The organism is Actinomadura fulvescens, assembly GCF_039533225.1.
Taxonomy (GTDB): domain Bacteria; phylum Actinomycetota; class Actinomycetes; order Streptosporangiales; family Streptosporangiaceae; genus Spirillospora; species Spirillospora fulvescens.
The window spans coordinates 255074-280841 of sequence record NZ_BAAATD010000009.1 but is presented as its reverse complement, the minus strand read 5'-3'; the positions used below and the strand labels follow the sequence as shown (position 1 = coordinate 280841).

Sequence of the window (25768 nt, the reverse complement as noted above, 5' to 3'; positions counted from 1 at the left end):
CCTACCAATAAGGGGGGAACCTGCTGTGCGTGTGCTCGCGATGCTGCACCTGTACCCGCCGCACCACAACGCCGGCGCCGAGTGGATGGTGCACCCCATGCTGCGGGCGCTCGCACAGCAGGGCCACGCCGTCGACGTACTGCTCTCCCGACCGGTCGACGGCGTCACCGCGCCGTACCGGCTGGACGAGATCACCGTGCATCCCTACCGCGGCAAGGGCGACCCGGTCGGCTGGCTGCTCGACGACGCCCGCCGCCCCGACGTGCTTGTCACCCACCTTGAGAACGTGCCGCGCGCGACGATCCTCGGCCGCCTGTACGGCGTGCCGGTCGTGCACATCGTGCACAACGACCACGAGGTCACCCGGTCATGGCTCGTCGACGACGCCGCGCTCGTCGTCTTCAATTCGGCATGGATCGCCGAGCAGACCCCGCACCCGCGCGGCATCATCGTGCCCCCGCCCGTGCACGCTGGCGACTACGCCACGACCCCCGGCGACTCGGTCACCCTGATCAACCTGTGCGAGGCCAAGGGCGCCGCGACGTTCTACGCGCTCGCCGAGCGGTTCCCCGACGTGCCGTTCCTCGGCGTGGTCGGCGCCTACTTCGACCAGGTACGCCGCGACGATCTGCCGAACGTGCAGATCGTCGAGCACGTGTCCGGCGACGCCATGCGCGAGCAGGTCTACGCCCGCACAAAGGTGCTGCTCATGCCGAGCGAGTACGAGTCATACGGCCGTGTCGGCGTCGAGGCGATGCACTCGGGCATTCCGGTGATCGCACACCCGACCCCCGGGCTCCGCGAATCGCTCGGCGCCGCCGGCGCGTTCGTCGACCGCCACGACGTCGAGGCGTGGGCGAAGACGCTGCGGCGACTGCTCACCCCGCGGGGGTGGTCGGCCGCGTCCAAGCGCGCCCGCGCTCGCGTCGCCGAGCTCGACCCCGCGGCCGACCTCGCCCGCTGGGTCACCGCGGTCGAGCAACTTGCCGGGAAATCTCTCAGCTGGTCCAGTGCTCGATCAGAGTCAGGACAGCGCTAGGCGCGCCGACAGCCGCGACGATGCCTGCGAGAGCGATAGTCGCCGGTGTCGCCTGCAACGCGACACCAACCTCAACGATCACGTGAACGACGTGGAGGCCGATAGCGACGGCGAGGACGAGCACGAGCTTCTTGCGATGGTTCACAAGCGACCAGTGCTTGATCACGCTGAGGACAGCGCTAGGTGCGCCGACAGCCGCCGGGATGCCTGCGAGAGCAATGGTCGCCGGTGTCGCCTGCAACGCGACACCAACCTCAACGATCACGTGAACGACGTGGAGGCCGATAGCGACGGCGAGTGCGAGCACGAGCTTCTTACTGTGGTTCATTGGCCTGGTCCCAACAGTCGGCCGATGAACCTGATGAAGGAGGCGCACACCTCAGCCCCACCAGGTCACCGATCATCCTGGTAGGACACAAGGCCGCCAGTCGGAACGTCTTGAGTCCGAGCTAATTCTGCTGCTGCGACGAGCTATCCCTGCCCGCACCTTCGAACACCCAGATGTGTTCGGCGTCCAACGCTCTTGCCGACTGCCAAGAGCGACTCCTTTTGTCGCGCCCGGTCGCTCTACGGGCACTCGCAGAATACGTCGGAGTAGGACCGTCGCACAGCGGTTTCGAAGAAGGGGAAGCGATGGAAAGCCCAGCCAAGCTCTTGGCGACCGTCGCCGATCTTGTCGCGCGGCTCGGCCGACCGTTGACCAGCGACGAGCAGGCACGCGCCGCCGCGCTGCTCGCCGACGCGTCCGCTCTGGTCCGCTCGCACACCGGCCGAACGTTCGCCGCGCCGCCGGTCACCGAGACCCGCACGCTTCGGGCGCAGGGCGGCGAGATCCGTCTCCCCTCGCCCCCGATCCGCGACGTCGACCGCGTCGCCCTGGTCTTGGGGCTCGACGGCGTCGGCGACGTGCCGGTCGTCGGCTGGCGATGGGACGGCGCCGACTTGCTGCACGTGTCGGCCGATACCTACGTCATCAACCAGCCCGAGATTCTGCGCGACGTCGAGATCGCCCCATGGACCTACCGAGTCACCTACACCCACGGGCACGACCAGGTGCCCGACGACGTCGTCGCCGTTGTCGCCGCGATGGTGCTGCGCTGCCTGACCGCGCCCAGCTCGGCCGGCGGCGTGGTGTCGGAGACGATCGGCGGCTACTCCTACCGGCTCGCCGACGGCGCATCGGGCACGGCCGTGATCCTTACCGGCGCCGACCGCGCCGCGCTCGCCGGCTACCGGCGCCGGACCGGCGTCACCATGACCCGGCTGTAGGGGGGTCGCTGTGCCGATCCCCGTCCGGCTGTTGCCGTTCACGGTCGCGGTCGTGCGTCCGGTCGTCGATGTCGACCGCTACGGGAACCCGACCTACGACTACGGACCGTCCGCGGCCCGCACGCCCGTGCGCGCCTGGTTGGAACCGCGTGAGGCGTCCGAGCCGACCAGCGACGGCCGCGCCCCGCTGGTCGCCGACTGGCTGTTGATCACCAATCACGACGACGTGCACGGCCGCGACCGCATCGAGTGGGGCGCCCTGACGTTCGAGGTCGACGGACCGCCGGCGCCTATCCCCACACCCGCCGGCCCACACCACGTCGAGGCGACGCTCCGACACATCCAAGGGTGAAGCGATGGCACGCAACAAGATCAAGCTCAACCGGCGCGGTATCCGCGACCTGCTCACCTCCGACGAGGTCGGCGACGACCTCGCCCGCCGCGCCCAAGCGGTTGCCGACTCGGCCGACCTGGACGCCGTTCCCCCGCACGAGGGCACCGTCGACTACCGCGTCGACCGCTCCGACACCCGCACGCGAACCCGCGCCCTGGTGATCGCCGATCACCCCGCCGGCCTCGCCCAAGAGGCCGAATACCGCATTCTCGGCCGCGCCCTCGACGCCGCCGCGGACTGACCCGCCCTGGGGGTGACGTGGTGCTCGTCTTCCCCGATGTCGAGGCGCTGATCTGCGCCCACCTGACGCCGATCCTCGGCGTCCCCGTCCGTACCCGCGTACCCGACCCGCGGCCGGCCCGCTGGGTCCAGGTGCGCAGGGTCGGCGGGACGCTGGTCGACCACGTGCGCGACCGCGCCCGGCTCGACGTGTTCGCGTGGGGCACGGGCGACGCCGACGCGAACGACCTGGGCGCCGCCGCACGTGCCGCGCTGCACGCCGCCGCGGGAACCGTGATCGGCGGTGTTCCCTGCTACGCCGTCGAGGAATTCCTCGGCCCGCGCCGCGCCGACGATCCGCTCACCGGCGCGCCGCGCGTGTGGCTGACGGTGCAGCTCTCCCTACGCGCCACCTGACCCGCGATGACCCGCGCCGCCCCATTTCGCCCGGTGCCCCGCGGCGCCGCGCCCATGCAGAGAGGACGAATCCCCGTGGCTCTTGATGCCTCCAAGGTGCGGGTCGCCGTTACCGGTGCGCTGTATGTCGCCGCGCCGACCGCGACCGCGCCGACCAACTCGACCAGCCCGGTTCCCTCCGGCTACGCCGACGCCGGGTTCCTCAATGAGGACGGGCTCACCGAGTCCTACGACGAGGACACCAACGAGGTACGCGCTTGGCAGAACGGCCAGATCGTGCGCACGCTGACCTCGTCGTCGAACGCGACGCTCGCGTTCACGATGATCGAGACCAAGCGCACGTCGCTTGAGCTCTACCACAAGGGATCGACGATCACCTCGATCGCCGGCGGCTACCAACTCGACGTCAAGCCGCCCACGCCCGACCCGCGCCGGTTCATCCTCGACGTCCTCGACGGGACGCTCGTCACCCGCCTGTACGTGCCGAACGGCGAGGTCACCGAGCGCGGCGAGATCACCTACGTCAACGACGAAGTGATCTCCTACAACGTCACGATCACGTGCTATCCGGTCGCCGGCGTCGTGCTGACCAAGTTCGGCAACGACCCGAACTGGGGCTACTCCTGACCCCTCGATCTCCCGGGGCGGCGACCGCGCGGCGTGGGTCCGGTCGCCGTCCTGGGTTCCACCCTGCCCACCGTGCCCGCGCCGTGAGGGAGTGACCCACGCATGAGTACCGCACGCAAGCCCAACTCGACCAAGCCAACGGCCAAACCGGCGGCCGAGGTCGAGATCGCCGACGACGAGGTGTTCGACCTCGACGTCGTCGAGGCCGAGTCGACGTTCGCGCCGTTCCCGTTCCGGCTCGGCGGCCGAGTCTTCGCGCTGCCCCACATGCGCAAGCTCGACCGCAAGATGCTGCTCGCCGCAGACGGCGGCGACGTCGAGGCGATGAACGCCGCCTTTCGTGTCGGGCTCGGCGACGACTTCGCCGCCTTCGACAAGCTGCCGCTGTCGCTGAACGGGCTGAACGAACTGTTCCGTCGCTGGCTGGCGCACTCGGGGCTCGCCGAGGGGGAATGACGCGCCTCGCCGCGTTCCTGCGCGAGCACGGCGAGGCAGTCGAGTACGACCTCCGCGCCTATTGGTCGTGCGCCCTGACCGACATCACCTGGCGGCAACTTCGCGTGTTCCTGGAACACGTGCCGCTCGATTCGGCGACCGCCCGCTCGGTCCACGGCGAGGCCGCGGTATGGGGAATGCCCGAGCAGTTGCTCGCGGCCGTCGTCGACGTCCTCAATTGGGCGAACTACCAGCGCGGCGGCGGCAAGGGTAACCGGCCGCGCCCGGTCAAGCGGCCCGGCGACGGCCGCCGCACCACCCACTACGGCCGCACCCACCTGTCATCCGAGCAGGCGATCGACCTGCTCGCTCGGGCACGCGACGGCACCATCGCCGACCCCTGACCCCCTGCGGGGGTGACCCGTCCGGGGGGTGAGTGCTGATGACTGCCGAGGTCGGGTCGGCATACGTCACCATCCTGCCCAGCGCCCGCGGGTTCCGCGCCGCGCTGCAAGCCGAGATCGGCGACGCGCTCGACAACGTCGGCGAGGGCGCCGGTCGGCAGATCAGCGACGGGATCGAGGCCGAGGGCGAGAAGTCCGGCCGCCGGTTCGCCTCCGCGCTGACCGGCAAGCTCGTGCCCGCGCTCGGCGGCGTCGGCCGCCTGGTCCGCGGCGCCCTGGTCGGCGTCTCAGTCCTGGGCGTCGCCGGCGCCGCCGCGGCCGGCGGGCTCGGCGCCGCGATGGCGGGCGCCGGTCTGGCCATCGCCGGTATCGGCCTCGCCGCCGCAGCGCAATCCCAGGTCGTCAAGGACGCGTTCGCCGACCTCGGCAAGGACGTCAAGGCCCAACTCGGCGAGCTCGCCGCGCCGCTTCGGCCGGTCCTGGTCGGGCTCGCCGGCACGCTCCGGCAGACGTTCGGGCAGATCGCCCCCTACCTCAAGCAGGCGTTCGCCGCGCTCGCGCCCGCCCTGGCGTCGCTGTTCACCGCGCTTGGGCCGGCGCTGGCGCAGCTCGGCCCGGTGATCGCCGGCGTCGCCCAAGCGACGGCGCCGCTGATCACCACGCTCGGCGCCGCGCTCAAGCCGCTTATCGGCGGGCTCGGGCAAGCGCTGCTGACCATCGCCCAGGCAGCGGGCTCGGTCGCGCCGGTCTTCGGGCAACTGCTGACCACGATCGGCGGCATCCTGCCCCCGATCGCGTCGCTGATCGCGGCGATCGTTCAGCTCGGCGCGCCGGTCCTGGGCGCGCTGCTGGCGTTCCTGCGACCAGTGATCACCGCGCTGTCGGCCGCGCTGGTCCCGATCCTTCGGCAGTTGACGCCGGTCCTCGGCGCGGCGGCGAGCGCCCTGGGCGGAACGCTCGGGCAGGCGCTCGGCGCGCTGCTGCCCCCGCTCGGCCGCCTGGTCGGGTCGCTGCTGGTCGCGCTGGTCCGTGCGATCACGCCGCTGATCCCGATCGTCGTCCAAGTGGCGGGCGTGATCGCCGGATTCCTGGTGCAAGGGCTGACGATCCTTGCCGCGGCGATCACTCCGCTGCTGCCGGTGATCTCACAGCTCTTGCAGACCGTCGGGTCGGCGCTGCTGTCGGCGCTGACCGCGATCGCGCCGGCGCTGCTGTCGGTGGTGCGGGCGTTCTCCGGGCTGCTTCCCGCGCTCGCGCCGATCTTCCCGATCCTGGGGCGCCTGGTCGCGGCGATCCTGCCCGTCCTCGCCGGGCTGATCACCGCGCTCGCGCCGGTCCTGGCGCAGATCGTGACGCTGTGGGCGCAACTGCTGGTCGCGCTGCTGCCGATCCTGCCCCCGCTCGCCGAGTTGATCATTGTCCTGCTGCCCGTGGTCGCGTGGCTGGGCAAGCTCGCCGCGACCATCCTCGGCAAGGTCATTCCGGTCTTGGCGGCCGTGCTGACGTGGGTCGTCAAGCTCGCCGCGGGCATCGTGGGATGGCTGCTCAAGGCGATCACCTGGCTCGTCTCGCACGTGCCGGCCGCGTGGCGCGCTGTCTCGTCCGCGGTCATGGGAGCGGTACGGCAGATCGCCGCGGTCGTCGGTCCGGTCTTCACCGGCATCCGCAACGTGATCGCCGCACAGATGACGTTCATCCGCACCGTCATCTCGGGCGCGTGGCGCGTAATCAAGGCGCTGTTTACGGGCAACCTCGCCGACGTCAAGCGCGCCATCGCTACCGGGCTCGCCCAGATCCGCGGCTCGTGGTCGGGAGTCTGGAACGCGATCAAGCGGCTGCTGTCGGCCGTCTGGTCAGCGATCAAGACCACGATCCGCGGGGGCGTCAACGCCGCAAAGTCGGTTCTCACCGCCGGCGTGAACGCCATCCGCAACGCCTGGTCGCGCGGCTGGTCGGCGATCAAGTCCGCGCACACCGCCGCGTGGCGCGGCATCCGGTCGGCCGCATCGTCGGCCGGCGGGAACCTCGTCGCGTTCATGCGGGCGTTGCCGCGGGCGCTGCTGCGCGCGATGGGCAACCTCGCCGGGCTGCTGGTGTCGGCCGGAACCGCGATCATCAACGGGCTTTGGCGCGGCATCTCCTCGCGCGCCGGCTGGCTCAAGAGCGCGCTGATCGGTCTGGTCAAGAGCATCATCCCCGGACCGGTCCGCAAGGTCCTCGGGATCTCCTCGCCGTCGAAGGTGATGCGCAAGATCGGCAAGCAGATCATGCAAGGTCTGCACGCCGGGTTGACCGGCGACGCCGAGAAGATCAAGGCGACCGCCGATCGGATCGCCGGGCTGATCCGCAAGGCGTTCGCCGGCCGCAAGACCACGCTCGACGACCGGTTGATCGCCGCGCTCAAGCGCAACGCGAGCAAGCTGCAAGGGCTGGCCAAGCAGCGCGAGAAGATCCTCGCCCGCATCGCCGAAGCGAAAGAGTTCGCCGGTCAGGTCACCGACTCGGCCCGCGGGTTCGCCTCGATCACCTCGCTCGACTTCGGCGACCAGGCGCCGACGGCCGAGGGCATTAGGGCCGGTCTCGTCGGCAAGCTCGACACCTTGCGCCGGTTCGCCGCCAACCTGCGGGCGCTGGCAGCGCGGGGACTGTCCAAGTCCCTGCTTCGGCAACTCGTCGAGGCCGGTCCCGAGCAGGGCGCCGCGCTCGCCGACGCGCTACTCAAGGCGGACGGCGCGGCGTTCGGGCAGATCAACAGCGCGCAATCGGCGATCGACAAGGCGACCCGCGACCTCGGGCTCACTTCGGCCGACCTGCTCTACGACGCCGGCCGCAACGCCGGCAAGGGGTTCTTGACCGGTCTGCTCGACCAGCAAAAGCAGATCGAAAAGGCGATGCAAGCCATCGCCCGCAAGGTCGCCGCCGCGCTGCGCAAGGCACTCAAAATCAAGTCGCCGTCGCGCGTGATGATCGGGCTCGGGCAGCACGTCGGCGAAGGGTTGGCCGTCGGTATCGACACCGCGCACGCTCTGGTCGCCGACGCGTCGGCTCGCCTCGCCGGCGCCGCGCAAGCCGCGGTCGCAGTCCGCTCGGCCGCACCGGTCCCCGCGGGCGCGGCGGCCGGCTCGGGCGGATTCGGCGCGCCCGTGCAGATCGAGCACTTCCATGCCGACCCGCGCCAGTCGCCGCAGGACATCGGCGAGGCCCTGATGTGGATCTCCAAGGGTCGGGGGTGAGGCGTGCCCGATCTGATCACCTCGCCCGGTCAACTCCAGTGGCGGCACCTGCTCGTCGGCGACGGCACCGGCTATGCGGTGTCGTCGCTGACCGGCTGGCGCGACATGCCCGACGTCGACGTCGGTACCGTCTCCCGACCCAACCGGCACGGCGCGTGGCCCGGTCAGGCACTCGCCCAAGCGCGGACCGTGACCGTCGAATTCACCCTCGCCCCCTTCGACCCGGCGGGCACGGGCGTCCTCGTCGAGCAGCTCGTCGCCAACACAGCGCTACGCGACGACGCCGTCGAGGAAGTGGTCGCCGTCGCCGACTACGCCGCCGTGCCCCTGGTCGCGTTCGGGCAACTCACCCGCCGGTCGCTGCCGCAGAACATCGGCTACGGCATCGGCGGCGCCGAGGTCGCCTTGCAATGGGTGTGCGCTGACCCCCGGCTCTACTCGGCGACCGAGTTGACCGCGCGCATCCCACCGGCGAGCAGCGGGTCGGGCGGGTTGATCTACCCACTCGACTACGAGAATGGGCTCGACTACGGCCAGCCCGGCGAGCTCGGGCAAGCCACCATCCCCAACGCCGGCAATGCGCACGCGCACCCCGTGCTCACGATCACCGGCCCCGCAGACGACCCGCAGATCATCAACCTGTCGACCGGCGTCGCGCTCGGATTCGACCTCGCCCTCGCCGTCGGCGAAACCCTCGACATCACCACCTCAACCGGCGCCGTCCGGCTCAACGCCGACGCCGACCGGCTCTACACCATGACCGCCGCATCCGCGCCCGTCGAGGCGTTCACCCTCGCGCCCGGCGACAACACGATCGCCCTACGCGGGACGTTCGGCGGCGCCGCTGACCTGCTCGTGTCCTGGCGACACGCCTACCTGTGAAAGGGGGTTGCACCCGTGGCCGTTCACGTCCTGGCCCTCAAGAGCGGAGTGACGACCGCGCAACTACATCGGCTCGGGCTCGGCGCCCTATGGCCACAGGCCGGTAGCCGTTTTCAGCGCCGGTCGGGTCTGCTGCCCGGCGACGGCGCGGTCGCCGACCTCGCCGGCACAGCCGGCACGATGGATGCGGCCGTTAAGCCGTTCACCGCGTGGATTTCCGGAACCGGCGTGCAGGGCGGCTATTCATTCGTCAACGGCTCCGATGCACCGATCACCTTCCCCGATGGCGAGCCAGCGGTCGCCCGCATCGATCGCGTCATCGCCCGCGTCTACGACCATCCCTACGACGCGTCCGGCGTACAAGAGGGCGCCGTCGAGGTCCTCAAGGGACAGCCCAACGGCGCGGCGACCACGCTCCCGCCGACAAGCCTGCTGCTGTGGGAGGTCACCGTTCCCGCTGGCGCGTCCACCGGAGGCACGCCGATCAACTGGGCGACCGCTCGCGCCGACCGGCGCCGCTACACCGCGACCGCCGGCGGGACCATTCCCGTTGTCGACACCGCTGACCGTGACAGCCTCACCCCCTACGAAGGGTTGAGAGTCTGGCGCCGCGACGTGCGCGCCCCCCAGGTCTACACCGCTGGTGAATGGCGGTGGCCAACAACGATCGTCGTCGCCAATGCCGCCGACCGCGACGCCAAGATCCCGCACAAGATCGCCGGTCAACAGGTATGGCGCGCTGACCTGCGCATCACCGAGATATGGGACGGCACACGCTGGTATGAGCAAGATCCGATCACCATCGTCAGGGGCGGTGACCTCACCGTGCCTAACACGAACTGGCTCGACGACCCACAGCTCGGGATCACTGTTCCCGCCGGCGGCGGCTACGAGCTGTCCGGGATGCTGATCTACTCGGCGCACCAGGACGCCGACCTAAGGGTCGGATGGACGGGACCGGCAAACGCGTGGATGGACTGGACGTGTCGGGCGCCCGCGCTGGGCTCGACCGGCACCACGGGCGCGCAGTTCGTCGATCGGCAATTCCTGTCGTCAGCGCCGGCGATGGGTGGCGGCGACACCAGTAACGGTCTGCATCTGACCGCCACGTTGCACGGCATGTTCTGGTCGGGAGACGGCGGCACGCTCCGCTTGCGGTGTGCGCAACGCGCCAATCACGGCACCCCGTCACTGTTGCGGGGACCCTCGTTCGTCAGCCTGCGGCGGGCGTGGTGATCGCGCGATGCCCGCGCTGTATCGGTACGTGTTCGCCGACCTGATGACCGACCAGACGATCACCGAGCTCGCCTTGACCGGCGTCACCTTCGATCGTCGCATCATCCAACCCGGATCGCTGCGAGCGACCATCCCCGTTCCGAACGCTACGGTCGCGGCCGAGGTCCGGAAGGTGTTCCCACATGAACGGTATTGGCCACCGACCGCCGGCCCCGGACGGGTGATCTGCCACGTCTACCGCGGTGCGCAGATTTGGGGGACCTACCTGATCTGGACCGCGACCCCCGCCGGCGACGAGCGCGGGAACGTGTCGGTCGAGATTCAGGGCGCGACGCTCGAAAGCTACCTCGACCATCGCCAGATCTGGACCGACGTCCCGCCGTTCGTGCAGGTCGATCAAACCGCCATCGCGCAACAGCTCATCGCGCACATGCAGGCCGGCGGCGGCGCGGCGAGCATCGGACTCGTGCCGCTCGACACGCCATCGGGGGTGCGGCGCGACCGCACCTACAAGGCGAGCGAGGCCGCGACCTACGGGCAGCGTCTCGCCGAGCTGGCGAACGTGGTCGACGGGTTCGAGTACATGATCCGCACGTTCGTCGACCCGGCGACCGGCAAGCGCGCACGCCAGTTCGTCACCGCGGCGCGGCTCGGGCAGAGCGACACCGACCACGTGTTCACTCGGCCCGGCAACGTCGTGTCGTGGTCGTATCCCTCAGACGCCGCCGCGGCGGCAACCCGCTGGCGCGCCCGCGGCGACACCAAACAGGACGACCTAACGGCCGACTCCGAACCACTGCTCGGCAGCATCCACACAGCCGCGGACCTGATCGCGGCCGGCTGGCCCTACCTCGACCACACCGAGGACTATCAGGGCGTCACGCAGGTCGCCACGCTCGACGACTACGCGCGCTGGTGGCGCGACACCCGATCGGGCGTGATCCGAATTCCGCAGGCGCGCGTGCGGCTCGACGAGGCGCCCAGCTTCACGCCCGATCGGCTCGGCGACTTCGCCCGGCTGACGATCGTCGACGTCTGGTTTCCCCTCGACCGCTCCGAGGGCGCCTACAGCCGGCCGACATTCTCTCGGCACTGGCGCGTCGTCGGGATTGAGGTCACCCCCGTCTCACGCGAGGACAGCCAAGAACTCGCAACGCTGATCTTTGCCGAGCAAGCCGACGAGGAGGCCGCGTAGATGGGCACGCCGAACTACCCGGCCGACTGGGCGGGCGAGCTCAACCGGATCAAGGGCGGGGTCAAAGACGCGCTCACGGCCGCCCGTACCCGCGTGAAGTTCGCGCGGATCGCCGCGGCCGAGCTCGTCGTCGGTGTCCTCACCGGCCGCCGCATCGTGATCAACCCCGAGGGCTCGTCGCGGCCGATCATCCGGTTCTATCCCGACGACGGCACCGACTATGCGGAGATCTGGGGGCGGACCAACCCCGACGACCCGGCGATCACCCGCCTACTGATCAACACGGCGGCTGACGCCGTCGGATACTCACAAGTCCGCGTCGACCGCGACCGGCTCTACCTCTCGCTGTTCGACGCCGAGAACGCACCTGCCGGCGGCGCGGTCAACCTCACCCGCGACCGCGTCGACCTCGGGTTCGTCTACACGCCCACACAGGCGCGGTTCGCGTTCGACAAGGACGGGTTCACCCAGCACTACGGGCGCTGGACCACATGGACCAACCTCGGCCCGCAAGTCGGCATCTTCGCCGGACAAGTCCTCAAGGATGCCGGTTCCGGCGGGACGTATACCGACCTGGCGATCGGCTACGGCGCCACCTTGGCCAGCGACGCAATCGTCGTGGCCACGATCAAGAACACCGCGGCGCAACCCCCGTTCGCGCACTACGTCGCCGCCGAGTCGCGAACCGGCTTCACGGTTCGCTGCGAAGGCTCACATGCGTTCTACGCGAACTTCTGGGTGTTTCGGAGCTAGGGAGACATGCAGACCTACCAGACACAGACCGTCGAGGCGCGCACGTTCGGCGGCGCCGCCTGCTGGTACGTGACCTATCAACGGACCGACGGAAGCTCGATCGCGCACGTCTTCCCCGCCGACACCCTCGAATGGCGCGCGGCCGAGTACGGCATCGATCCCACCGACGTCGACACCCTGCTCGACATCGTGCTTCACGAACCGTTCCTCGCCGACCCCGCGCCCGACGCGATCACCCTCTACAACGCGCCGACCATCGACGACGCCCGCGCCGCACACCTCGCCCGCATCGACGCCGTCAAGACCGAGGTACAGATCGTCACCGCGCCCGCCGCGCGAGGTCTGCGTACCGCCGACCCGTTCGCCGTCATCCGAGCCGAACCGCTCAGCCTCGACGCCGTCGCCGAGAAGGCGCACACGGTCGAGGAGTTGCGCGCCGACCTGCTCGGCCAACCCCCGCCCCAACCACCGGCCGACAACACGGCCGCCGCCCCGACCCTCGCGACGTGATCGGCATGGATGAGCCCACCCTCGGCGAGGTCGCGCGGACGCTCGGCCGGATCGAGACCGACATCGGGCGCCGCCTCGACGACATCGTCGGCCGCCTCGACCGGTTCGTCGCCGTCGAGGTCTACGACGCGCACCGCGCCGCCATCGGCGAACGCCTCGACGACCTCGCCGCCGAGATCGCCGAGCTGCACCAGCAACGCCGCGCCGACGACGACCGTCGCGCCGCCGACCGCCGCATCATGACCGGCGCCGTCACCACCGCCGTTCTGTCGCTCGTGGTGTCGGTCCTGATCTCGGTACTCGGCATCAAGTAACCGCCCTGCATCGCCAACCCCCGGCCATCGGCCGCGGGGCGCTTCGGCATGCCCAACCACAGGAGACCCACCCGTGCCCGAACCCGACGACGCCGCATGCGGCGACGACACCCAGCGCCCCGACGAACTGCTCGGCGAGCTCGCCGAGCCCGCATACGACGAGATCGAGGTAACCCCGTGAAGTACGTCAAGCGGTCGGCATGGGGCGCCCGCTACGGCCGCGGCCCGACCAGCATCACCCCATCGGCCGGCGGGGTCGCCGTCCACTACGAAGGCGGCGGCCGACTGACCGGCAAGCCGCACTCAACGTGCGCGCCCCGTGTCCGCTCGATCGAGTCGTTCCACGTCAACGGCCGCGGCTGGCAGGGCATCGCCTACAACCTGCTCGTGTGCGAGCACGGCTACGTGTTCGAGGGGCGCGGGCTCGGCCGGCGCTCGGCCGCGCAGGGCAGCAACACCGGCAATCAGAACTACTACGCCGTCTGTGCTCTCATCGGCGACAAGGACCCGGCGTCCGGTGCACTGCTGAACGGCATCCGGGACGCGATCGACTACCTGCGTTCCAAGGGCGCCGGCCGAGCGATCAAGCCGCACCGCGCGTTCGTGTCGACCTCCTGCCCCGGCAGCGCTCTCAACGGATGGGTGAGCAAGGGCGCGCCGCGCCCCGGCGGCAAGCCGTCTCCCGGGAAGCCGGCCCCAAGCAAGCCCAGCCCGGCGCCCAAGTGGCCCGGCCGCTACCTCCGTTACACGACTGGCAAGGCACTGATCCGCGGCGCCGACGTCAAGCAGTGGCAGCAGCGCATGCGCGCCCGCGGCTGGTCGCTGGACGCCGACGGCGTCTACGGCCCGCGGTCGGCCGACGTCTGCCGTGACTTCCAGCGCGAGAAGCGGCTCGCCGCTGACGGCGTCGTCGGCCCCGACACCTGGCGCGCCGCCTGGTCGGCGCCAGTGACCTAAGGTTCTTTGACCCAGAGAGCGCGGTGGTACCGCACGTAATCCAGCCCGATCTTGTGTTTGCGACGATTCACAGTGAGTTCCCCGATGACCTCGCCGGTCAGCTTGTTCATGACCTTGAGATCGTCGGTCAGGTAGATCGCGCCATAGTCGAATCGGACGTGATCGTTCGGGCACAGGCACAATACGTTGGCGTGCACGTCAGGACCGTTGTGCTTCTTGCCGAGACCCTTGATGTGGGCACACTCGGCATGCGGTCCGTTGGGCAAGTCAACGGTCTGCCCGCAGACCTGACAGCGCCCGCCGTACCACGCCTTGATCTCCCGCGCGATCTTCCTGCGCCGATTAAGCCGCTCGGTACGGGTCTCGGTGCGGCCGACGGGACCCGGTTCGATCTCGTCCTCGATCGCCTCTGTATCGGGTTCGGTGTCCTCCGTCGGGAACTCTTCGCTCGCCTCGACGTCGGCCGCGCTTCCGATCTTGACCATGTGGAAGATCAGAACGCGAAGCGAGGCATCGTCCTTGCTGGGCGCGAACCAGTGGTCAACGACGCGATACAGGCCGTCGTACACATAGCCCGATGCGGGCGCCTTCTCCGACGTGGACTCAGACCCGTAGAACACCCGCACCGGCAAGCCCTCTAGCTCGCTGGTGATCAGGCCGGCGTTTCCGGCAGCCGTCTCGGTCTGGTCTTTGATCTGCTTGCCGGTGTTGGGGTCTCGGCCGCCCTCACCGGTGTAAAAGAGCTCGTCGCCGCGGTCGTCATCATCGCTGTAACCGCCGCTGACGACGATCGCGTCGGCGCCCTCCGCGGCAGTCCCGGAGATCCCGTTGCGCTCGTGAGCATGCAAGCCCGCAGCCTGAATCTCTAGACGGCCGCCATAGGTCGAGCCCTCCGGATGCCCCGGCTTCTCGCCGAACTCCCGCTTGTAATTGGCCACCCCCCGATCGTGCCATCGCCTACTGACAGAACGGGCACGGTTATCACCAGAAAGGCCACACCCCTTGTCCGATGAACTGACCTCGCTGATCCGTACCTATGTGCCGATCGCCGTCGGCGCCCTGGTGGCGTGGCTGGCGACGCTCGGTGTCGAGGTCGACGACGCGACCTCGACGGCGCTCGTCGTCGGGATCACCGGCGTCGCGACCGCCGGCTACTACACCCTCGTGCGGCTGGCCGAGTCCCGTTGGCCGTGGGTGGGCAAGCTGCTCGGCGCCGCGCGGCCCCCCTCCTACCGGCCCGAGCAGGAACCCAAACCGCGCGTCGGCGCCTGACCTCTGAACACGCTGAACGCCCCCAGTCCCTCACGTAGGGATTGGGGGCGCTCTTTGCATTGGGAGGGACGAGCGTCGGCGCTCCCCCCGGCGCGCCGACGCTCGTCAATCGGCGATGGTCGTCGACCACCGTCCGCGGCGCAGGGTAATCACTCCATCGGGCGCGATCGTCGCGCGGGCGCCGTTCACCGGTAGGGAACCCTCACGGAGCCATCGCGCCCGGATGGCGTCGAGCAGATCCCACAGGCGGCGCGGCCCGCCCTGATGCACGGTCACCTCGCCGTCGGGTGCCTCGACGGCACGCGCCCAGGAACCGTCGGAATGCGCCATGATCGCCGTTCGAGTGCCGCACCCTTCCCGGTAGTCGTGGTCGATGCCGGGCGCAGTGACGCCGAGCATGGACCACAGGTCCCACGCTTCCATCACGTTGACCACAGGGAATCGGCTGACGGCGACGTGCTCGCCCTCGGCAGTGCGTGCCACTTCGATCCGGTCGACGATCTCGGGCGGGTAATCCGGACCGGTCCGCGTAGTCATGAACCCGGCGCGGTCCCATTCGATGCGGCCCTCTGCCCCACCGTCGGGGGTGCGGTCGGCCGTGAGCAGCAGACCGGCGCCCGCGATCGAGGAGACCAGCCGCCCCCCAGGGCGCAGCGCGGCGAGCCATGACGCCGGGATCGGCCGAACCGACACCGTCGCGATGATCCGATCCCACTCGCCGTCGAGCGGCCCGATCGCGTCCACCGTCCGGACCACAGGGCGGTACCCGGCGCGGTCGAGGCGATCCTCGGCCGACGCGACGAGGTAGGGATCGACGTCGACCGAGGTGACTCGATCGTCGCCCAGACGCGCGGCGAGCATGGCCGTGCCGTAACCGGACCCGGTCCCAACGTCGAGTACGTGCATGCCGTCGGCGATGCGGGCGTGCTGGCACATGGACACGATCAGGCTCGGCAGGGTGGCCGAGGATGTCGGCGAGCCCGTCGCTTGGTCGCCCGGACGTGCGTCGTCGGCATGATGCGGGCCGACCCGAGTGACGCGTGATCGGTCGGCGTAGGCCGAGCGCATCCACTGCTCGGGGTCGGCCGGCCCGACGTTGAGCGACCAGGTCGCCGACCCATACGGACCCGGCGCGGCCGACTCGTGCGCCCACCAGCGCGGCACGAACTCGTGCCGCGGGATGGACGCGACGACCGGCCGCCACCGCGACATGGCATGGGTGACCTGCTCGGCGAGCCGTTCGGCGTGCGGTTTCCAGTCCATCGGCTCAGATTGCCGGGTCACAGTCGTTGCTGTCCGCCGGACCGCACCGATCCGCCTTGCCCGGGATGGCGTCGACGACCTCGGCCCAGCGACCGCCGGCAAGCAGATCGGCGAGCGCGGACTCGTGGACGTTGCCAGCATCGAAGTCGCGGCCGAGCACACACGGCATGAGACGCCCGGTCGTGTCGATCGCCGCGCGGCCGTCCCCGCACATGCCGCACAGGTCATCGACGGTCGTCCTCTGCCCTCGGCCGAGGGCACGGCCGACCGGCCGAGCGTCGTCGACGTTGTAGTTCGTGATGCCGAGCCCGAGAATCTGCTCGACGGCGCCGTCGATGTCCTGATCGTCGACGACCCGCACGAGCCCGACCTTAATCGGGATGTCACGGCGCACGACCTCGCGCAGGTTCGCCCAGGTGGCGTCATAGGCGCCGGGCTGGCGCAAGATGCGGTCGTGCTGGGCACGGTCGGCCGAGTACCACGAGGTAGACAGGCGCACGCGCTCGTGCCCGTAGAGATCCCACAGCGCGGGGGTGACCTCAATCAGGTTCGTGAAGATGGCGACCTGGAGCCCAGAACCGAGGGCGAATCGCACCAGGCCGACGAACGTCGGGTGCATGGTCGGCTCGCCGCCGATGAACTGCACGGTCTCGATCGTGGGGTGCGCGGCGGCCTGCTCGATCACGCGCAGCCAGTCAGCCGGCCGCATGGTTCCGGTCCCGCCGGTCGGTCCGGAGTTGCTGTAGCAGTGCTGGCACGCGGCCGTGCAGTCTCGGGTGATCTCCAGTTCGAGGAATGAGACTGGAGCGACGGCGCGGTGTCGGGCGATGGTGGGGGCGTTGGGAGCGACGGTCATTGGTGAGCCTCTTTCGAGTCGGGGGAAGGCTGCACTTCCGGCGAGGGCGATGAGTCGTCGTGGTCATGGCCCTCGTTGCGCTGCGCAGAGAAACCCAAGCGGCGCAATGCGTCCTCGATCTCCTGGGCGTAGGTCTTTCCGATCCCGGTGATGTCGCCGAGTCGTCCGGCTTCTGCGAGCGCGAGCACGTCGGCGATCGTCTTGGGCGGACTCTGCGGTTTCATGCCGTTGAACCGCGTGAGTCGGTTGTAGGCGTGCGTCGACAGTCCCAAGCATGCGATCTCGCAGTCGAGCGTGACCGGCCCGTAGTGCGCCCGCGGGTCGCGCTCGGCCTGGTCGAGATCGTCGAGCAGACCGTCGACCTTGCGTTGTGCGGCACGGAGCGTCTCCTCGACGGTTCCCTTGAAGAAACGGCCGGTCAAGGTTTCGCGAATCGCCTCTCGAACCAGGGCGGCGCACGTCTCGGCGGGAACCCAGGTGTCCGAACGGGACATCAGTCACCCCCGTTCGAGATCCCCAGCGCGCGACGGCACCGGTCGACGAGTCGCCGCCACCGCCCCAGCTTGGAGCGGAGCGGCCGGCGAGACGACGCCACGTGGCGCGGCGATGTCCCTAGCATCTGGGGCGAGGGCGACCACTGATGCGCGGCCGTCTGCTGGAAGGTGGACGGATGCACCGTGGGCAACGAGGTACCCATTTGCGGTGTTGCTCGACCGTCAGGTCCAACCGCCGGCCATGAGGGCGGCGCGGTCGGCCTGGTTGCGGGACGGCGGGGTAGGTGCGGCGTGCGACCGACGATCTTCTCGTAAAGCGTCTGCGGACTGTCGGCCTCGACCCACGTCTCGTCGACGCCCGCGCGTCCGACGAGCGCCCACCATTGACGCGTGGCCTCGCCGAAGTAGACGGCCCGCACCCGGGGGAACGCTTCTTTGATGATCTGCACGACCTGGGCGGGCGTGATGTCCTCTGACCACCACACCGCCGGCCGGTTCATGGTCGCGGTTGTCACGGCCGTCGCCCTTCGATGAGCGGCCTCTCGCCGTTCTTCGCGCGACGGCGCTGGTCTTCCAGCGCCGCCCGCAGGTCGTCAGCCGTCGACGTGATAACGGTGGGGTCAACGCCCACCACAGGGTCGCGCAGAGCAGCGACCCATGATCCGGACGCGTCGTCATGCCGACGGCCGCGCGTGATCCGGTAGCCGGGAAAGTCGATCCGCAACTCGGCGAGCGCGTTCTCTTCCCGCTCGCGCTGTCCGACACAGGCGCCGTTCTCGCCGCCAGGTATCGTCATCCTGCCTCCCTAGCGAGGTGGAAGCCGCGCGGTCGGGGGAGGGTTCCAATCTCAAGCCCCGACCGCGCGGCGGCTCTCTAGTTGTCTCGCCCGGTGACGCGCTATCCGCGCGTGCCGAGGCCAAGCCGCTCTGTCACGTGGTCCGTGCTGAACGTGAGACGACTTTAACGCTTATCGCGAGAAGTACTCAAGGGGTCGGACCAGGGCAATCAGGATCGTTGCCCGCACGGTCAGACAGACGACCGGTATTGCAGCTCATACAGGTGTGAGCCTTTGACCAGCACCGACACCTCGACGGGACGATCTCCGTCGGAGTAGACAGTTCGGAACTGCCGGATGACTGGGACATTCGGGAGCGACAACAACTCCGCTTCTTCGACAGTCGGCATCCGTGCTGATACCGCGTCCACGTAGTAGCGCTGCGGGTATCCCGCTTCGGCCAAGACGCGCGGAGCGCCGCCTCGAATCCTGCGAGGCTCGGCCAACTCGGTACCGCGAGCCAGGCTCAACGGGTAGTACGACCAATCGACCTCGACCGGACGCCCGCCATGCCTCAGCAGCCGCTTACGCATCTGCACTTGATCGGCCGCTTCCAGCCCGAACGCCTTGACGACTTCGGCCGGCGGTGTCACCTGTTCGACTTTGAGCAGTTCGTAGGAGTACCCGCCTGGCTGCGGCTCGAAGTAGGTTCCGACTTCGACCCGGAACGGCTGGCGATCACGGACGAACACGCCCTTGCCCTGGCGACTGGTGAGGTACCCCTCACCCTTGAGCACCGCCAACGCCTTCTGAACCGTGGTGTTCGCGACTCCGAACTCCTCGACGAGTCGAGCCGTCGACGGGAGTTGTGTCCCCGGCTCAAGATCGCCCGCCATGATCCGGGCTCTCAGATCCGCCGCCATCTGCTCGTAGGGCGGACGTTCGTCAGCTCGTCGTGTCACCGATCAGCCTGCAATCAACCGGTAGCGCAGGCGACGCCCTTCGGGGACCATCACCATCACCGACGCCTCGAACGGCTTCTCATCCGCGGTCAAACTCGTCCGCCGTAGAATGATCACCGGCGCGCCTGCTGGCAGCCTCAATTCTGCGGCCTCCTGCGAAGTCGCACCGCGAACCTCAATCTCTTCCCGCGCTTCGTATACGGCGTACCCGAGGTCAGCGAGCAGAGTCACGGCACCACCCTTGATCTTTCCCGCTTCGGCGAGCGCTGTGCCAGCCGCGATGTCGGTCGGATACCAGGAGTCAGTGAGTTCGACCGGCCGATCCTCTAGCAACATCGTGCGTCGCCGAACCACCGCCGGCGCTCCTTCTGGCAACTCCAGGGCTCTCGCCACCTCAGCGGGTGGCGTCTCCGTGACTACCTCGCGGATCTTCTGAGTGCCGGTTCGTCCTCCTTGTGCAGCTTCCCGCGACCACGGATCGACTTCGCCCTCTCGCCGAGGGGACAGGTACGGCACTGAAGTTGCGGTCCACACAGCGCGCTCCTCACTGGTTGGCATGCTTCTCGCGAAAACCATTATGGATGCGCCTACAGCGTCTCATCACCGCGAGGGCTGCCCCACCCAAGGATGCCGAACCGTCAAGCGACAGTCGCCCCACGGACCAAGATCATCGGTGACGCGAAGGCGCGGCACCGATCGTCAATCTAGTCCGGCTTCGTCTCGTTTCGTCTGGACTCGTCGGGCGCTGACCTGCTACTTTCGCAAAACCAAAGCTTAGAAAGGGTGTGCGGTGCGGGTTCGAATCCCACCACCACCGCCACCCCAAAGGGCCGCTGAGCTGGCATAACAGCTTGGGCGGCCCTTTTGCGTCGGTGATCATCGCATCACCGATCGCGGACCAGCTCCATACGCCCCGATGTGGAAGCTCCCCCGCGCCCCCAACGGCATCGCCCTCGCTCCGCTCGGACAGCGCTCTGCGAGGCTCCCGCCCCGCGCCCCAGGCTGGGGGCAAGCCCCCAGACCCACCCCATCCGTGGACCAAGCCCTCTACACGCGCATGGGCGCGCAACGGCGCCAGAGGCCGGACGCCCGACGTCCAAGGTGTGCAAGGCAACGCCCGGCAGCCAGCCCCCCGGCTGGTCCCTCACGCCGACGGCGTCTACGGCTCGCGGTCTGCCGAGCTTTGCCGCGATGTCCAGCGCGAAAGCGACTTGCCGTCGACGGAGTCGTCACCCCGGCACCTGGCGGGCCGCCTTGTCGGCGCTCATCATCCCCGGCAATGGTCGCGGCGGTGCAGTGCCCAGCGCTGGGCGGCGCGCACCACGGCGTTCGCCCATGGATGGCGAATGTTCCAGAAGGCTTCTAGCCAGGCGATCGCGACGGTACGCGCGTAGTAGTCGATGGTGTCGGGAGCGGCGGCTTGCCATGCGTCGAGGTCGGCGACGGCCGATTCGGCCGCGCGGGGGTCATGTCCCCCGGCGATGAGATTGATAACCAGGTCGCACGGGTTGACGAAGGCAGCGCCGCAACTGGCCATGCCCCAGTCGACCAGTGTCGCGGTTCCTGCGCCAACGAGGATGTTGCCGGGGTTGAGGTCGGTGTGCAGCAGCGCGGATCCTGCCAGCTCTCCTAGGTGGCGGGTCGCGGGGGTGAACGATGACCAGCGCGCCTCGAACCGCATCAGCGGAACCGCGGCGGGAACGGTGATCTCGTCGAGTGTGGCCAGCGTCTCGACGGCCTGCGCGACGTCTGGTGAGCCCGGAGAGTAGCTGGCGCGGTGTCCCGCGACGTGGTCGAAAGCCAAGATCCGCCATCCGGCGGTGTGCTGATCGAGCAGCAGGGCAGGGGCCACGGCACCGGCAATGTACGGGGCGAGCGCGGCCTCGCGGGCGAGTTGTTCCATGGCTTTGGCGTCGCTGTCGGGCGACCCCTTGAGGAACAGGCGGCCGGTCGTGGTGTGGAGAGTGGCGGCGAATGCCGATCGGCGTCCCTCGCGGACCGGTTCGGCCTTCACCACCGGTCCGAGGTGCTGTTCGACGGCCTCGCGCAGGTCGGGGGGCAGGCTCTCCCAGGCGGTGCGGTCCATGTGAGAGAGCCTGCCAGTTGATCACGCCGAGATGGGCTCGGGCGGGCGCGGCGTACCGGTCTCGGTCGGATGGGCGGGATGGGTCTCGCGGCGTGCGGGGTCGACGTAACGCGTACACGGGTCCGGCGGGCAGCAGCCGTACCCGGGACCGTCCCAGAACATGTCGTCGACCGCGTAGCCGGTGGCGCGCAGTGCCGGCAGCGTGGCGGCGACCTCCTGCTCGGTCATGTGCTGTCCGGGAGCGGGCGGCACATGGTGCAGGTAGTGCCCGAACATCCGCTCACAGAAGGTCGTGTAGTCCTGCGAGTGCAGGATGAACGCGTGCCAGCCGTGATCGACGGCGTCGGTCATGCCCACACGCTGAGACGGGTTGCCGGCGCACGCCTTGAACCAGATCAAGGTCTGCTCGATGACCCTCTCGGCGTAGGGGAGGGTCAGCGCCTGGTGCTTGGCGACGTAGGCAGCGAGCTTGTCGAACAGCCCGGGGGCGTAGTCCAGCAGCTCGCGCGGGCTGGGCAGGGTGACGGTCGGTGCCGCCGGTTCGAGGGTGGTCGTCACGTGGCTGCTCCTTGTAGAGCCGTCGGGGCACGGTTGGTCCGCGCGGTTCCCGCTCCGGGCACCGGCCCGGAGAAACTCATTGGTCGTGTGCGAGCGGCAGGCGCAGGATCCTCCGCAGGTGCGTCCGCCATGCGTGTTGAACGGCCTTCAGGCCCTGGTCTTGGTCGGCGTACACGTTGTATTTGACGGCGTCATCGGTGTGAATCGGCTTGTCGTCGGTGGTGTACGCCAGGTACATGCCGTTCATCTTCGGCCGGACGTAGCCGAGGTGAATCCGACCGAGCCACAAGGACGTCACCCCTCCGAGAGGACGATCCTCGATCCAGTAGTCATCGCTGAGGATCTCCGAGACCCTCACCGGACGCGCACGCCAAGCATCGCGGGCCCGGATGAGTGCGTTGTCGGAATCGGCGAACAGGTGGTCGTCTGCCTGTCCGTTCAGCAGCGATTCCCCATCGCGGCCGCTCGCCGCCCAACGGTCGCCGGCGCATCGTTCGGCGATGCCGACCTCTTGGTTCCCCCACCACAGGCCGCGCGTCGAGTCGTCTTTCCGCATCTCCACTTGGAAGGCGTCCGACAGTGCGGGCACGGTGATTCGCCATCGCTCCGGCATAGGCGGCGGCGTGGCATCAGTTGTCACTCGTTGGCCTCCTGGATGGCGTTGATCGTGTTGGGCAACATGCCGTTCTCGCGCAATACCTGCTCGAATGCGGCTGCGGTCACCTCGAAAGCAACTTGCATCGCCGCCGCTTGGAGCTGCTCGGTGGACGCGTCCTCGACGTCAGGCGCATTAGCACTCCCCGCCCGGCGCCACCTGAGCAAGCGCGTCCATCCCGGTTGCGAACTCCTGCGAGCGCAACGTGTCCGAGACCGCGAACAGCATCGGCAGCAACGGCCAGGGAATCCATACCGCCTTAGCGACGACCTGCCCGTCGGCTTCCAGCCACGACACCATCAGCGCCGCGCCCGGAAGGTCGCCGTACTCCTCGATTGCGTGCGGCGTGATCCCGTGCACGCATCCGACGCTCACCTCGGCGTTGTCCAGGGCGTCACGGACAATGTCCGAGTAACCCTCCATGACGCGCATGAACGCTTGTTCTTCGTCCCGGGACGGCCCGGCGTCGGTCGCGTGATCCCTCGTCCCGTTGTGCGGGTGCTTTACCTTCATGAGCGCGGTCACCATCCCGTCGTCTGTTGCACGGTGGACTTCGGCCCGCCGACGAGACGGCGTAGGAATCCCCGCAACCGGCCGCGTCGAGCCGACAGGCGCATGTTCGGAAGGGGGCTGGCCCGGCGCGGCGAGCACGTGCGGCGCGTTCGTTGTGTGGGAACGGGCGGCGGTTCCGCCGCGCCGAGCCAGGTGTCGCGCCGCCTGACCGTCGCCCCGGGGGTTATGAATGGGGGCGGCGATGGCCAGCGTGGCGACGCGACGCTAGCGATCCGTTCGCGAAGCTGGTCCGGGTTCTCTGCCTCGATCAGGCGGTTACCGACCAGCGCCCACCATCGGCCGGTGTACTCGCCTAGCCATGCGGACACACCGGGGAACCAGCGCTTGACGTCCATGACAACCTGCTCGGGGTCGACGTCGATTGGCCACCACACAGGCGGCCGCTTCATCATGGCGGCGGTCATGTGCGGTCACCTGCCGTCCTGACTAGCAAGCTTTCCTTTGACCGCGACGATGACGTCCTGCATGTAAGCGGCGCCTGCGGGCGCGACCGGGGTGCCGCCCGCATGGAAGAACCACAGCTCGCCGCCGCAGACCGAGCGGTGTTCACACCGCACTCTCACAGGTGGTCCAGACACGGCCGGAACGTCCAAGATCGGATCGGATTCCGCTATTTCGGACTCGTACCCGTGGGACTTGAGCGCCTGTGACAAGGCCCAGATCTGAGCGCGTCGTAGATCAGTTTCACGGGGTGTGTCCCCTGATCGTCGCGCGTCCATACCCACGACTGCCTCCTGCGAGCCGGCACCGGATTCATGTCAACGGATGCTCGCGCAGGCTCCATCGCAACCCAACGTCACTGTGTCGTCGGCCGAATTTCCAGGGCTATGACACATTGATATAGCCCCAGTTCCCGCCCTTCGCTACCGTGAGCAATGGTTCCCGCCCCCCTCGGGGGTTGTCGCGTGTCGCAATCAGCAACCGGCCGGGAAGGAGCCGGAGATGGCGACGAAATGCCAACAGTGTCCGGCGTGCAAGGTGGCGGTGCTGAACCGCTACAACTCGGATCCGCTGTGTGGGCCGTGCCTACGTGCTGCGAGGGACGCCGAGGGCATCGTTCCGCTATGGGTTTGGGACTCGTTGCCGATGCGGCAAGCGCTAGCGCGTACCGATCCAGGGGCGTTCTTGGCTGTGCTCCGCGCGGCGGCGGGGCTCTCGCAACTTGAGCTTGCGAACCTGGTCGAAGGTTGGTCACAGTCGACGGTCAGTCTCATCGAACGAGGTCAACGCGCAACGCTGTATGACGTACGCGAACTTCTCAGAGTGGCCGATGCGGTCGACATGCCCCGTGAGGCTCTGCTTCCTCTCATCATGGGGCGGCAGGATGCGACACTGGAGAGTGAGAGCCGGATCTTCGGTTCAGGGAAGGGCGAATTGGATCGGCGGACGTTTAACGTGATGGCGGCCGGGTTGGCCCTGCCGGTCGTGTTGCCACAGGTCCAGATACCCGAACGGGTGGGCACGGCACATGTGCATTACCTGCGTAACTGCGCCGAGAGGCTCTATCGGCGCGATCAGAACGTCGGAGGCGCGGCGCTGCTGCGTCAAGCGGTCCGTCAGTTCCACCGGGCACGACAGATGCTCGACGAGTCTGACTATCCAGCCCCAATCGGCCGTGAGCTGTTGGCCGTTGCGGGCGATCTCGCAACGTGTGCCGGTTGGCTCGCGTTCGACGCAGGTGACCTTGTTTCCGCTCGGCAATTGTACGGCGAGGCATTGCTCATGGCAGGCAGCGCCGACGACGCCGTCCTGCACACCCACGTTCTGACCAACATGTCGATGCTGAGCTGTTACGTCGCCCGTACCAGCGGACGACGCAAGCTCGCACGCGAGGGCCTGAGATTCGCCGAGCAAGCCGCCGACGTTGCCCGACATGAACCCTCGCCCCCGCTCCACACGCTTATCTCACTACGGCGCAGCAACGCGGCGGCACTGCTCGGGGATTCTCATACGTTCAAGAGTGCAATTAAGCGCGCCAAGGTGGAACTCGATCGTGGACCGCACGCGGACGACCCGGAGTGGATTCGGTTCGTCGGCGCCGCCGAGGTCATTGGGCACGAAGCTGCCGGTCACTTGAACCTTGGGCATCCCGACCGTGCCGAGCGACTGTATCGATCGGTGCTCGACGACAGCACCCTCGACTCCTCCCGAAATCGTGCCTACTACGGGGCGCTGCTGGCTGGCGCCCTGCTAGAGCAAGGCGACGAAACTCAAGCGATCGGGGAGGGGATGGCGGTGCTCCCTGCGCTAAGCCATGGCGTGACCTCGGTTCGCACGTTGAATGAGCTGCGCCCCTTGCGGCTCGCCGCGAACAACAAGACCGAAGAGTTCTGCGTACGGTTCGACCAGGCTGCCCGCGCGCTCTCAGCGGCATGACTGGATAATCGGGC

General features: G+C 68.7%; 32 protein-coding genes. 18 read left to right on the top strand and 14 right to left on the bottom strand.

The window, feature by feature from the left end; all coding sequences use genetic code 11:
• The first annotated feature begins 25 nt into the window (after positions 1-25).
• Positions 26-1039, top strand: coding sequence for a glycosyltransferase family 4 protein (locus tag ABD333_RS31130; RefSeq protein ID WP_344546103.1), 1014 nt, complete (start codon positions 26-28; stop codon positions 1037-1039).
• Here ABD333_RS31130 and ABD333_RS31125 read toward each other — a convergent pair.
• Positions 999-1367 (bottom strand): hypothetical protein, encoded by a 369-nt coding sequence (locus ABD333_RS31125; RefSeq protein ID WP_344546102.1) that lies wholly within the window; start codon positions 1365-1367, stop codon positions 999-1001. The genes ABD333_RS31130 and ABD333_RS31125 overlap by 41 nt on opposite strands.
• A gap of 305 nt (positions 1368-1672) precedes the next feature.
• Here ABD333_RS31125 and ABD333_RS31120 point away from each other — a divergent pair, with 305 nt between their 5' ends.
• From ABD333_RS31120 to ABD333_RS31050, 15 genes are all read left to right on the top strand, one after another.
• The gene (locus ABD333_RS31120) at positions 1673-2308 is read left to right on the top strand and encodes a head-tail connector protein (protein ID WP_344546101.1); all 636 of its coding nucleotides are present in this window, start codon (positions 1673-1675) and stop codon (positions 2306-2308) included.
• Between the two features lie 10 nt (positions 2309-2318).
• Positions 2319-2660 (top strand): hypothetical protein, encoded by a 342-nt coding sequence (locus ABD333_RS31115; protein ID WP_344546100.1) that lies wholly within the window; start codon positions 2319-2321, stop codon positions 2658-2660.
• A 4-nt stretch (positions 2661-2664) separates the two neighbouring features.
• Positions 2665-2943 (top strand): hypothetical protein, encoded by a 279-nt coding sequence (locus tag ABD333_RS31110; RefSeq protein ID WP_344546099.1) that lies wholly within the window; start codon positions 2665-2667, stop codon positions 2941-2943.
• Positions 2944-2960: 17 nt separating this feature from the next.
• A complete protein-coding gene (locus tag ABD333_RS31105; RefSeq protein ID WP_344546098.1) occupies positions 2961-3338 on the top strand; it encodes a hypothetical protein in 378 nt (125 codons plus the stop codon).
• A gap of 75 nt (positions 3339-3413) precedes the next feature.
• Positions 3414-3965 carry a phage tail tube protein gene (locus ABD333_RS31100; RefSeq protein ID WP_344546097.1) on the top strand — a complete coding sequence of 184 codons (552 nt, stop codon included), beginning with the start codon at positions 3414-3416 and terminating at the stop codon, positions 3963-3965.
• Between the two features lie 102 nt (positions 3966-4067).
• Positions 4068-4421 carry a hypothetical protein gene (locus tag ABD333_RS31095; RefSeq protein ID WP_344546096.1) on the top strand — a complete coding sequence of 118 codons (354 nt, stop codon included), beginning with the start codon at positions 4068-4070 and terminating at the stop codon, positions 4419-4421.
• Positions 4418-4804, top strand: a complete 387-nt coding sequence (locus ABD333_RS31090; RefSeq protein WP_344546095.1) for a hypothetical protein — start codon at positions 4418-4420, stop codon at positions 4802-4804. The genes ABD333_RS31095 and ABD333_RS31090 overlap by 4 nt, the downstream gene beginning before the upstream one ends.
• A gap of 38 nt (positions 4805-4842) precedes the next feature.
• Positions 4843-8037 carry a hypothetical protein gene (locus ABD333_RS31085; RefSeq protein WP_344546094.1) on the top strand — a complete coding sequence of 1065 codons (3195 nt, stop codon included), beginning with the start codon at positions 4843-4845 and terminating at the stop codon, positions 8035-8037.
• A 3-nt stretch (positions 8038-8040) separates the two neighbouring features.
• On the top strand, positions 8041-8919 hold the full coding sequence (locus tag ABD333_RS31080) for a phage distal tail protein (RefSeq protein ID WP_344546093.1): 879 nt from the start codon (positions 8041-8043) through the stop codon (positions 8917-8919).
• A 15-nt stretch (positions 8920-8934) separates the two neighbouring features.
• Complete coding sequence (locus ABD333_RS31075; RefSeq protein ID WP_344546092.1) at positions 8935-10155, top strand: hypothetical protein; 1221 nt, start codon at positions 8935-8937, stop codon at positions 10153-10155.
• Between the two features lie 28 nt (positions 10156-10183).
• The gene (locus ABD333_RS31070) at positions 10184-11350 is read left to right on the top strand and encodes a hypothetical protein (RefSeq protein WP_344546091.1); all 1167 of its coding nucleotides are present in this window, start codon (positions 10184-10186) and stop codon (positions 11348-11350) included.
• Complete coding sequence (locus ABD333_RS31065; RefSeq protein WP_344546090.1) at positions 11351-12103, top strand: hypothetical protein; 753 nt, start codon at positions 11351-11353, stop codon at positions 12101-12103.
• A 6-nt stretch (positions 12104-12109) separates the two neighbouring features.
• The gene (locus tag ABD333_RS31060; protein ID WP_344546089.1) at positions 12110-12613 is read left to right on the top strand and encodes a hypothetical protein; all 504 of its coding nucleotides are present in this window, start codon (positions 12110-12112) and stop codon (positions 12611-12613) included.
• Entirely contained in the window at positions 12610-12927 is a 318-nt protein-coding gene (locus ABD333_RS31055) for a hypothetical protein (protein ID WP_344546088.1), read from the top strand. The genes ABD333_RS31060 and ABD333_RS31055 overlap by 4 nt, the downstream gene beginning before the upstream one ends.
• A gap of 177 nt (positions 12928-13104) precedes the next feature.
• Entirely contained in the window at positions 13105-13884 is a 780-nt protein-coding gene (locus ABD333_RS31050; RefSeq protein WP_344546087.1) for a peptidoglycan recognition protein family protein, read from the top strand.
• Here ABD333_RS31050 and ABD333_RS31045 read toward each other — a convergent pair.
• Positions 13881-14822 (bottom strand): YDG/SRA domain-containing protein, encoded by a 942-nt coding sequence (locus ABD333_RS31045; RefSeq protein WP_344546086.1) that lies wholly within the window; start codon positions 14820-14822, stop codon positions 13881-13883. The two genes, ABD333_RS31050 and ABD333_RS31045, sit on opposite strands and share 4 nt — an antisense overlap.
• Positions 14823-14886: 64 nt before the next feature.
• Between ABD333_RS31045 and ABD333_RS31040 the strand changes: the two genes are divergently transcribed.
• Complete coding sequence (locus ABD333_RS31040; RefSeq protein WP_344546085.1) at positions 14887-15156, top strand: hypothetical protein; 270 nt, start codon at positions 14887-14889, stop codon at positions 15154-15156.
• Positions 15157-15261: 105 nt separating this feature from the next.
• On the opposite strand, the gene ABD333_RS31035 is transcribed toward ABD333_RS31040, so the two are convergent.
• The 12 genes from ABD333_RS31035 to ABD333_RS30980 all read right to left on the bottom strand — a co-directional run bounded on the left by ABD333_RS31035 (position 15262) and on the right by ABD333_RS30980 (position 23782).
• The gene (locus ABD333_RS31035) at positions 15262-16419 is read right to left on the bottom strand and encodes a methyltransferase domain-containing protein (protein WP_344546084.1); all 1158 of its coding nucleotides are present in this window, start codon (positions 16417-16419) and stop codon (positions 15262-15264) included.
• Between the two features lie 4 nt (positions 16420-16423).
• A complete protein-coding gene (locus ABD333_RS31030) occupies positions 16424-17275 on the bottom strand; it encodes a radical SAM protein (RefSeq protein ID WP_344546083.1) in 852 nt (283 codons plus the stop codon).
• Complete coding sequence (locus tag ABD333_RS31025) at positions 17272-17769, bottom strand: hypothetical protein (protein WP_344546082.1); 498 nt, start codon at positions 17767-17769, stop codon at positions 17272-17274. The genes ABD333_RS31030 and ABD333_RS31025 overlap by 4 nt, the downstream gene beginning before the upstream one ends.
• The gene (locus ABD333_RS31020; RefSeq protein ID WP_344546081.1) at positions 17769-18284 is read right to left on the bottom strand and encodes a hypothetical protein; all 516 of its coding nucleotides are present in this window, start codon (positions 18282-18284) and stop codon (positions 17769-17771) included. Before ABD333_RS31020 ends, ABD333_RS31025 begins: the two co-directional genes overlap by 1 nt.
• The gene (locus ABD333_RS31015; protein ID WP_344546080.1) at positions 18281-18565 is read right to left on the bottom strand and encodes a hypothetical protein; all 285 of its coding nucleotides are present in this window, start codon (positions 18563-18565) and stop codon (positions 18281-18283) included. The genes ABD333_RS31020 and ABD333_RS31015 overlap by 4 nt, the downstream gene beginning before the upstream one ends.
• Positions 18566-18795: 230 nt before the next feature.
• Positions 18796-19467, bottom strand: coding sequence for a GntR family transcriptional regulator (locus tag ABD333_RS31010; protein WP_344546079.1), 672 nt, complete (start codon positions 19465-19467; stop codon positions 18796-18798).
• A gap of 42 nt (positions 19468-19509) precedes the next feature.
• Complete coding sequence (locus ABD333_RS31005; RefSeq protein WP_344546078.1) at positions 19510-20064, bottom strand: GntR family transcriptional regulator; 555 nt, start codon at positions 20062-20064, stop codon at positions 19510-19512.
• A 709-nt stretch (positions 20065-20773) separates the two neighbouring features.
• Positions 20774-21592 carry a phosphotransferase family protein gene (locus ABD333_RS31000; RefSeq protein ID WP_344546077.1) on the bottom strand — a complete coding sequence of 273 codons (819 nt, stop codon included), beginning with the start codon at positions 21590-21592 and terminating at the stop codon, positions 20774-20776.
• A 21-nt stretch (positions 21593-21613) separates the two neighbouring features.
• Positions 21614-22150, bottom strand: coding sequence for a glycine-rich domain-containing protein (locus ABD333_RS30995; RefSeq protein ID WP_344546076.1), 537 nt, complete (start codon positions 22148-22150; stop codon positions 21614-21616).
• A 76-nt stretch (positions 22151-22226) separates the two neighbouring features.
• Positions 22227-22763 carry a hypothetical protein gene (locus tag ABD333_RS30990; protein WP_344546075.1) on the bottom strand — a complete coding sequence of 179 codons (537 nt, stop codon included), beginning with the start codon at positions 22761-22763 and terminating at the stop codon, positions 22227-22229.
• Between the two features lie 177 nt (positions 22764-22940).
• On the bottom strand, positions 22941-23333 hold the full coding sequence (locus ABD333_RS30985; protein WP_344546074.1) for a hypothetical protein: 393 nt from the start codon (positions 23331-23333) through the stop codon (positions 22941-22943).
• Positions 23327-23782, bottom strand: coding sequence for a hypothetical protein (locus tag ABD333_RS30980; RefSeq protein ID WP_344546073.1), 456 nt, complete (start codon positions 23780-23782; stop codon positions 23327-23329). Before ABD333_RS30980 ends, ABD333_RS30985 begins: the two co-directional genes overlap by 7 nt.
• Before the next feature lie 538 nt (positions 23783-24320).
• On the opposite strand from ABD333_RS30980, the gene ABD333_RS30975 reads away from it, so the two are divergent.
• Positions 24321-25754, top strand: coding sequence for a helix-turn-helix domain-containing protein (locus ABD333_RS30975; RefSeq protein ID WP_344546072.1), 1434 nt, complete (start codon positions 24321-24323; stop codon positions 25752-25754).
• Positions 25755-25768: the final 14 nt, after the last annotated feature.

Coding starts and splice junctions, on each gene's coding strand:
- ABD333_RS31065 (WP_344546090.1), top strand. CDS start 11,351: ATGGGCACGCCGAACTACCCGGCCGACTGGGCGGGCGAGCTCAACCGG.
- ABD333_RS31035 (WP_344546084.1), bottom strand. CDS start 16,419: ATGGACTGGAAACCGCACGCCGAACGGCTCGCCGAGCAGGTCACCCAT.
- ABD333_RS30985 (WP_344546074.1), bottom strand. CDS start 23,333: ATGGTGACCGCGCTCATGAAGGTAAAGCACCCGCACAACGGGACGAGG.
- ABD333_RS31005 (WP_344546078.1), bottom strand. CDS start 20,064: ATGCCAACCAGTGAGGAGCGCGCTGTGTGGACCGCAACTTCAGTGCCG.
- ABD333_RS31025 (WP_344546082.1), bottom strand. CDS start 17,769: ATGTCCCGTTCGGACACCTGGGTTCCCGCCGAGACGTGCGCCGCCCTG.
- ABD333_RS30975 (WP_344546072.1), top strand. CDS start 24,321: ATGGCGACGAAATGCCAACAGTGTCCGGCGTGCAAGGTGGCGGTGCTG.
- ABD333_RS31085 (WP_344546094.1), top strand. CDS start 4,843: ATGACTGCCGAGGTCGGGTCGGCATACGTCACCATCCTGCCCAGCGCC.
- ABD333_RS30980 (WP_344546073.1), bottom strand. CDS start 23,782: ATGACCGCCGCCATGATGAAGCGGCCGCCTGTGTGGTGGCCAATCGAC.
- ABD333_RS31060 (WP_344546089.1), top strand. CDS start 12,110: ATGCAGACCTACCAGACACAGACCGTCGAGGCGCGCACGTTCGGCGGC.
- ABD333_RS31125 (WP_344546102.1), bottom strand. CDS start 1,367: ATGAACCACAGTAAGAAGCTCGTGCTCGCACTCGCCGTCGCTATCGGC.
- ABD333_RS30990 (WP_344546075.1), bottom strand. CDS start 22,763: ATGCCGGAGCGATGGCGAATCACCGTGCCCGCACTGTCGGACGCCTTC.
- ABD333_RS31030 (WP_344546083.1), bottom strand. CDS start 17,275: ATGACCGTCGCTCCCAACGCCCCCACCATCGCCCGACACCGCGCCGTC.
- ABD333_RS31120 (WP_344546101.1), top strand. CDS start 1,673: ATGGAAAGCCCAGCCAAGCTCTTGGCGACCGTCGCCGATCTTGTCGCG.
- ABD333_RS31090 (WP_344546095.1), top strand. CDS start 4,418: ATGACGCGCCTCGCCGCGTTCCTGCGCGAGCACGGCGAGGCAGTCGAG.
- ABD333_RS31110 (WP_344546099.1), top strand. CDS start 2,665: ATGGCACGCAACAAGATCAAGCTCAACCGGCGCGGTATCCGCGACCTG.
- ABD333_RS31000 (WP_344546077.1), bottom strand. CDS start 21,592: ATGGACCGCACCGCCTGGGAGAGCCTGCCCCCCGACCTGCGCGAGGCC.
- ABD333_RS31010 (WP_344546079.1), bottom strand. CDS start 19,467: ATGGCGGCGGATCTGAGAGCCCGGATCATGGCGGGCGATCTTGAGCCG.
- ABD333_RS31015 (WP_344546080.1), bottom strand. CDS start 18,565: ATGACGATACCTGGCGGCGAGAACGGCGCCTGTGTCGGACAGCGCGAG.
- ABD333_RS31095 (WP_344546096.1), top strand. CDS start 4,068: ATGAGTACCGCACGCAAGCCCAACTCGACCAAGCCAACGGCCAAACCG.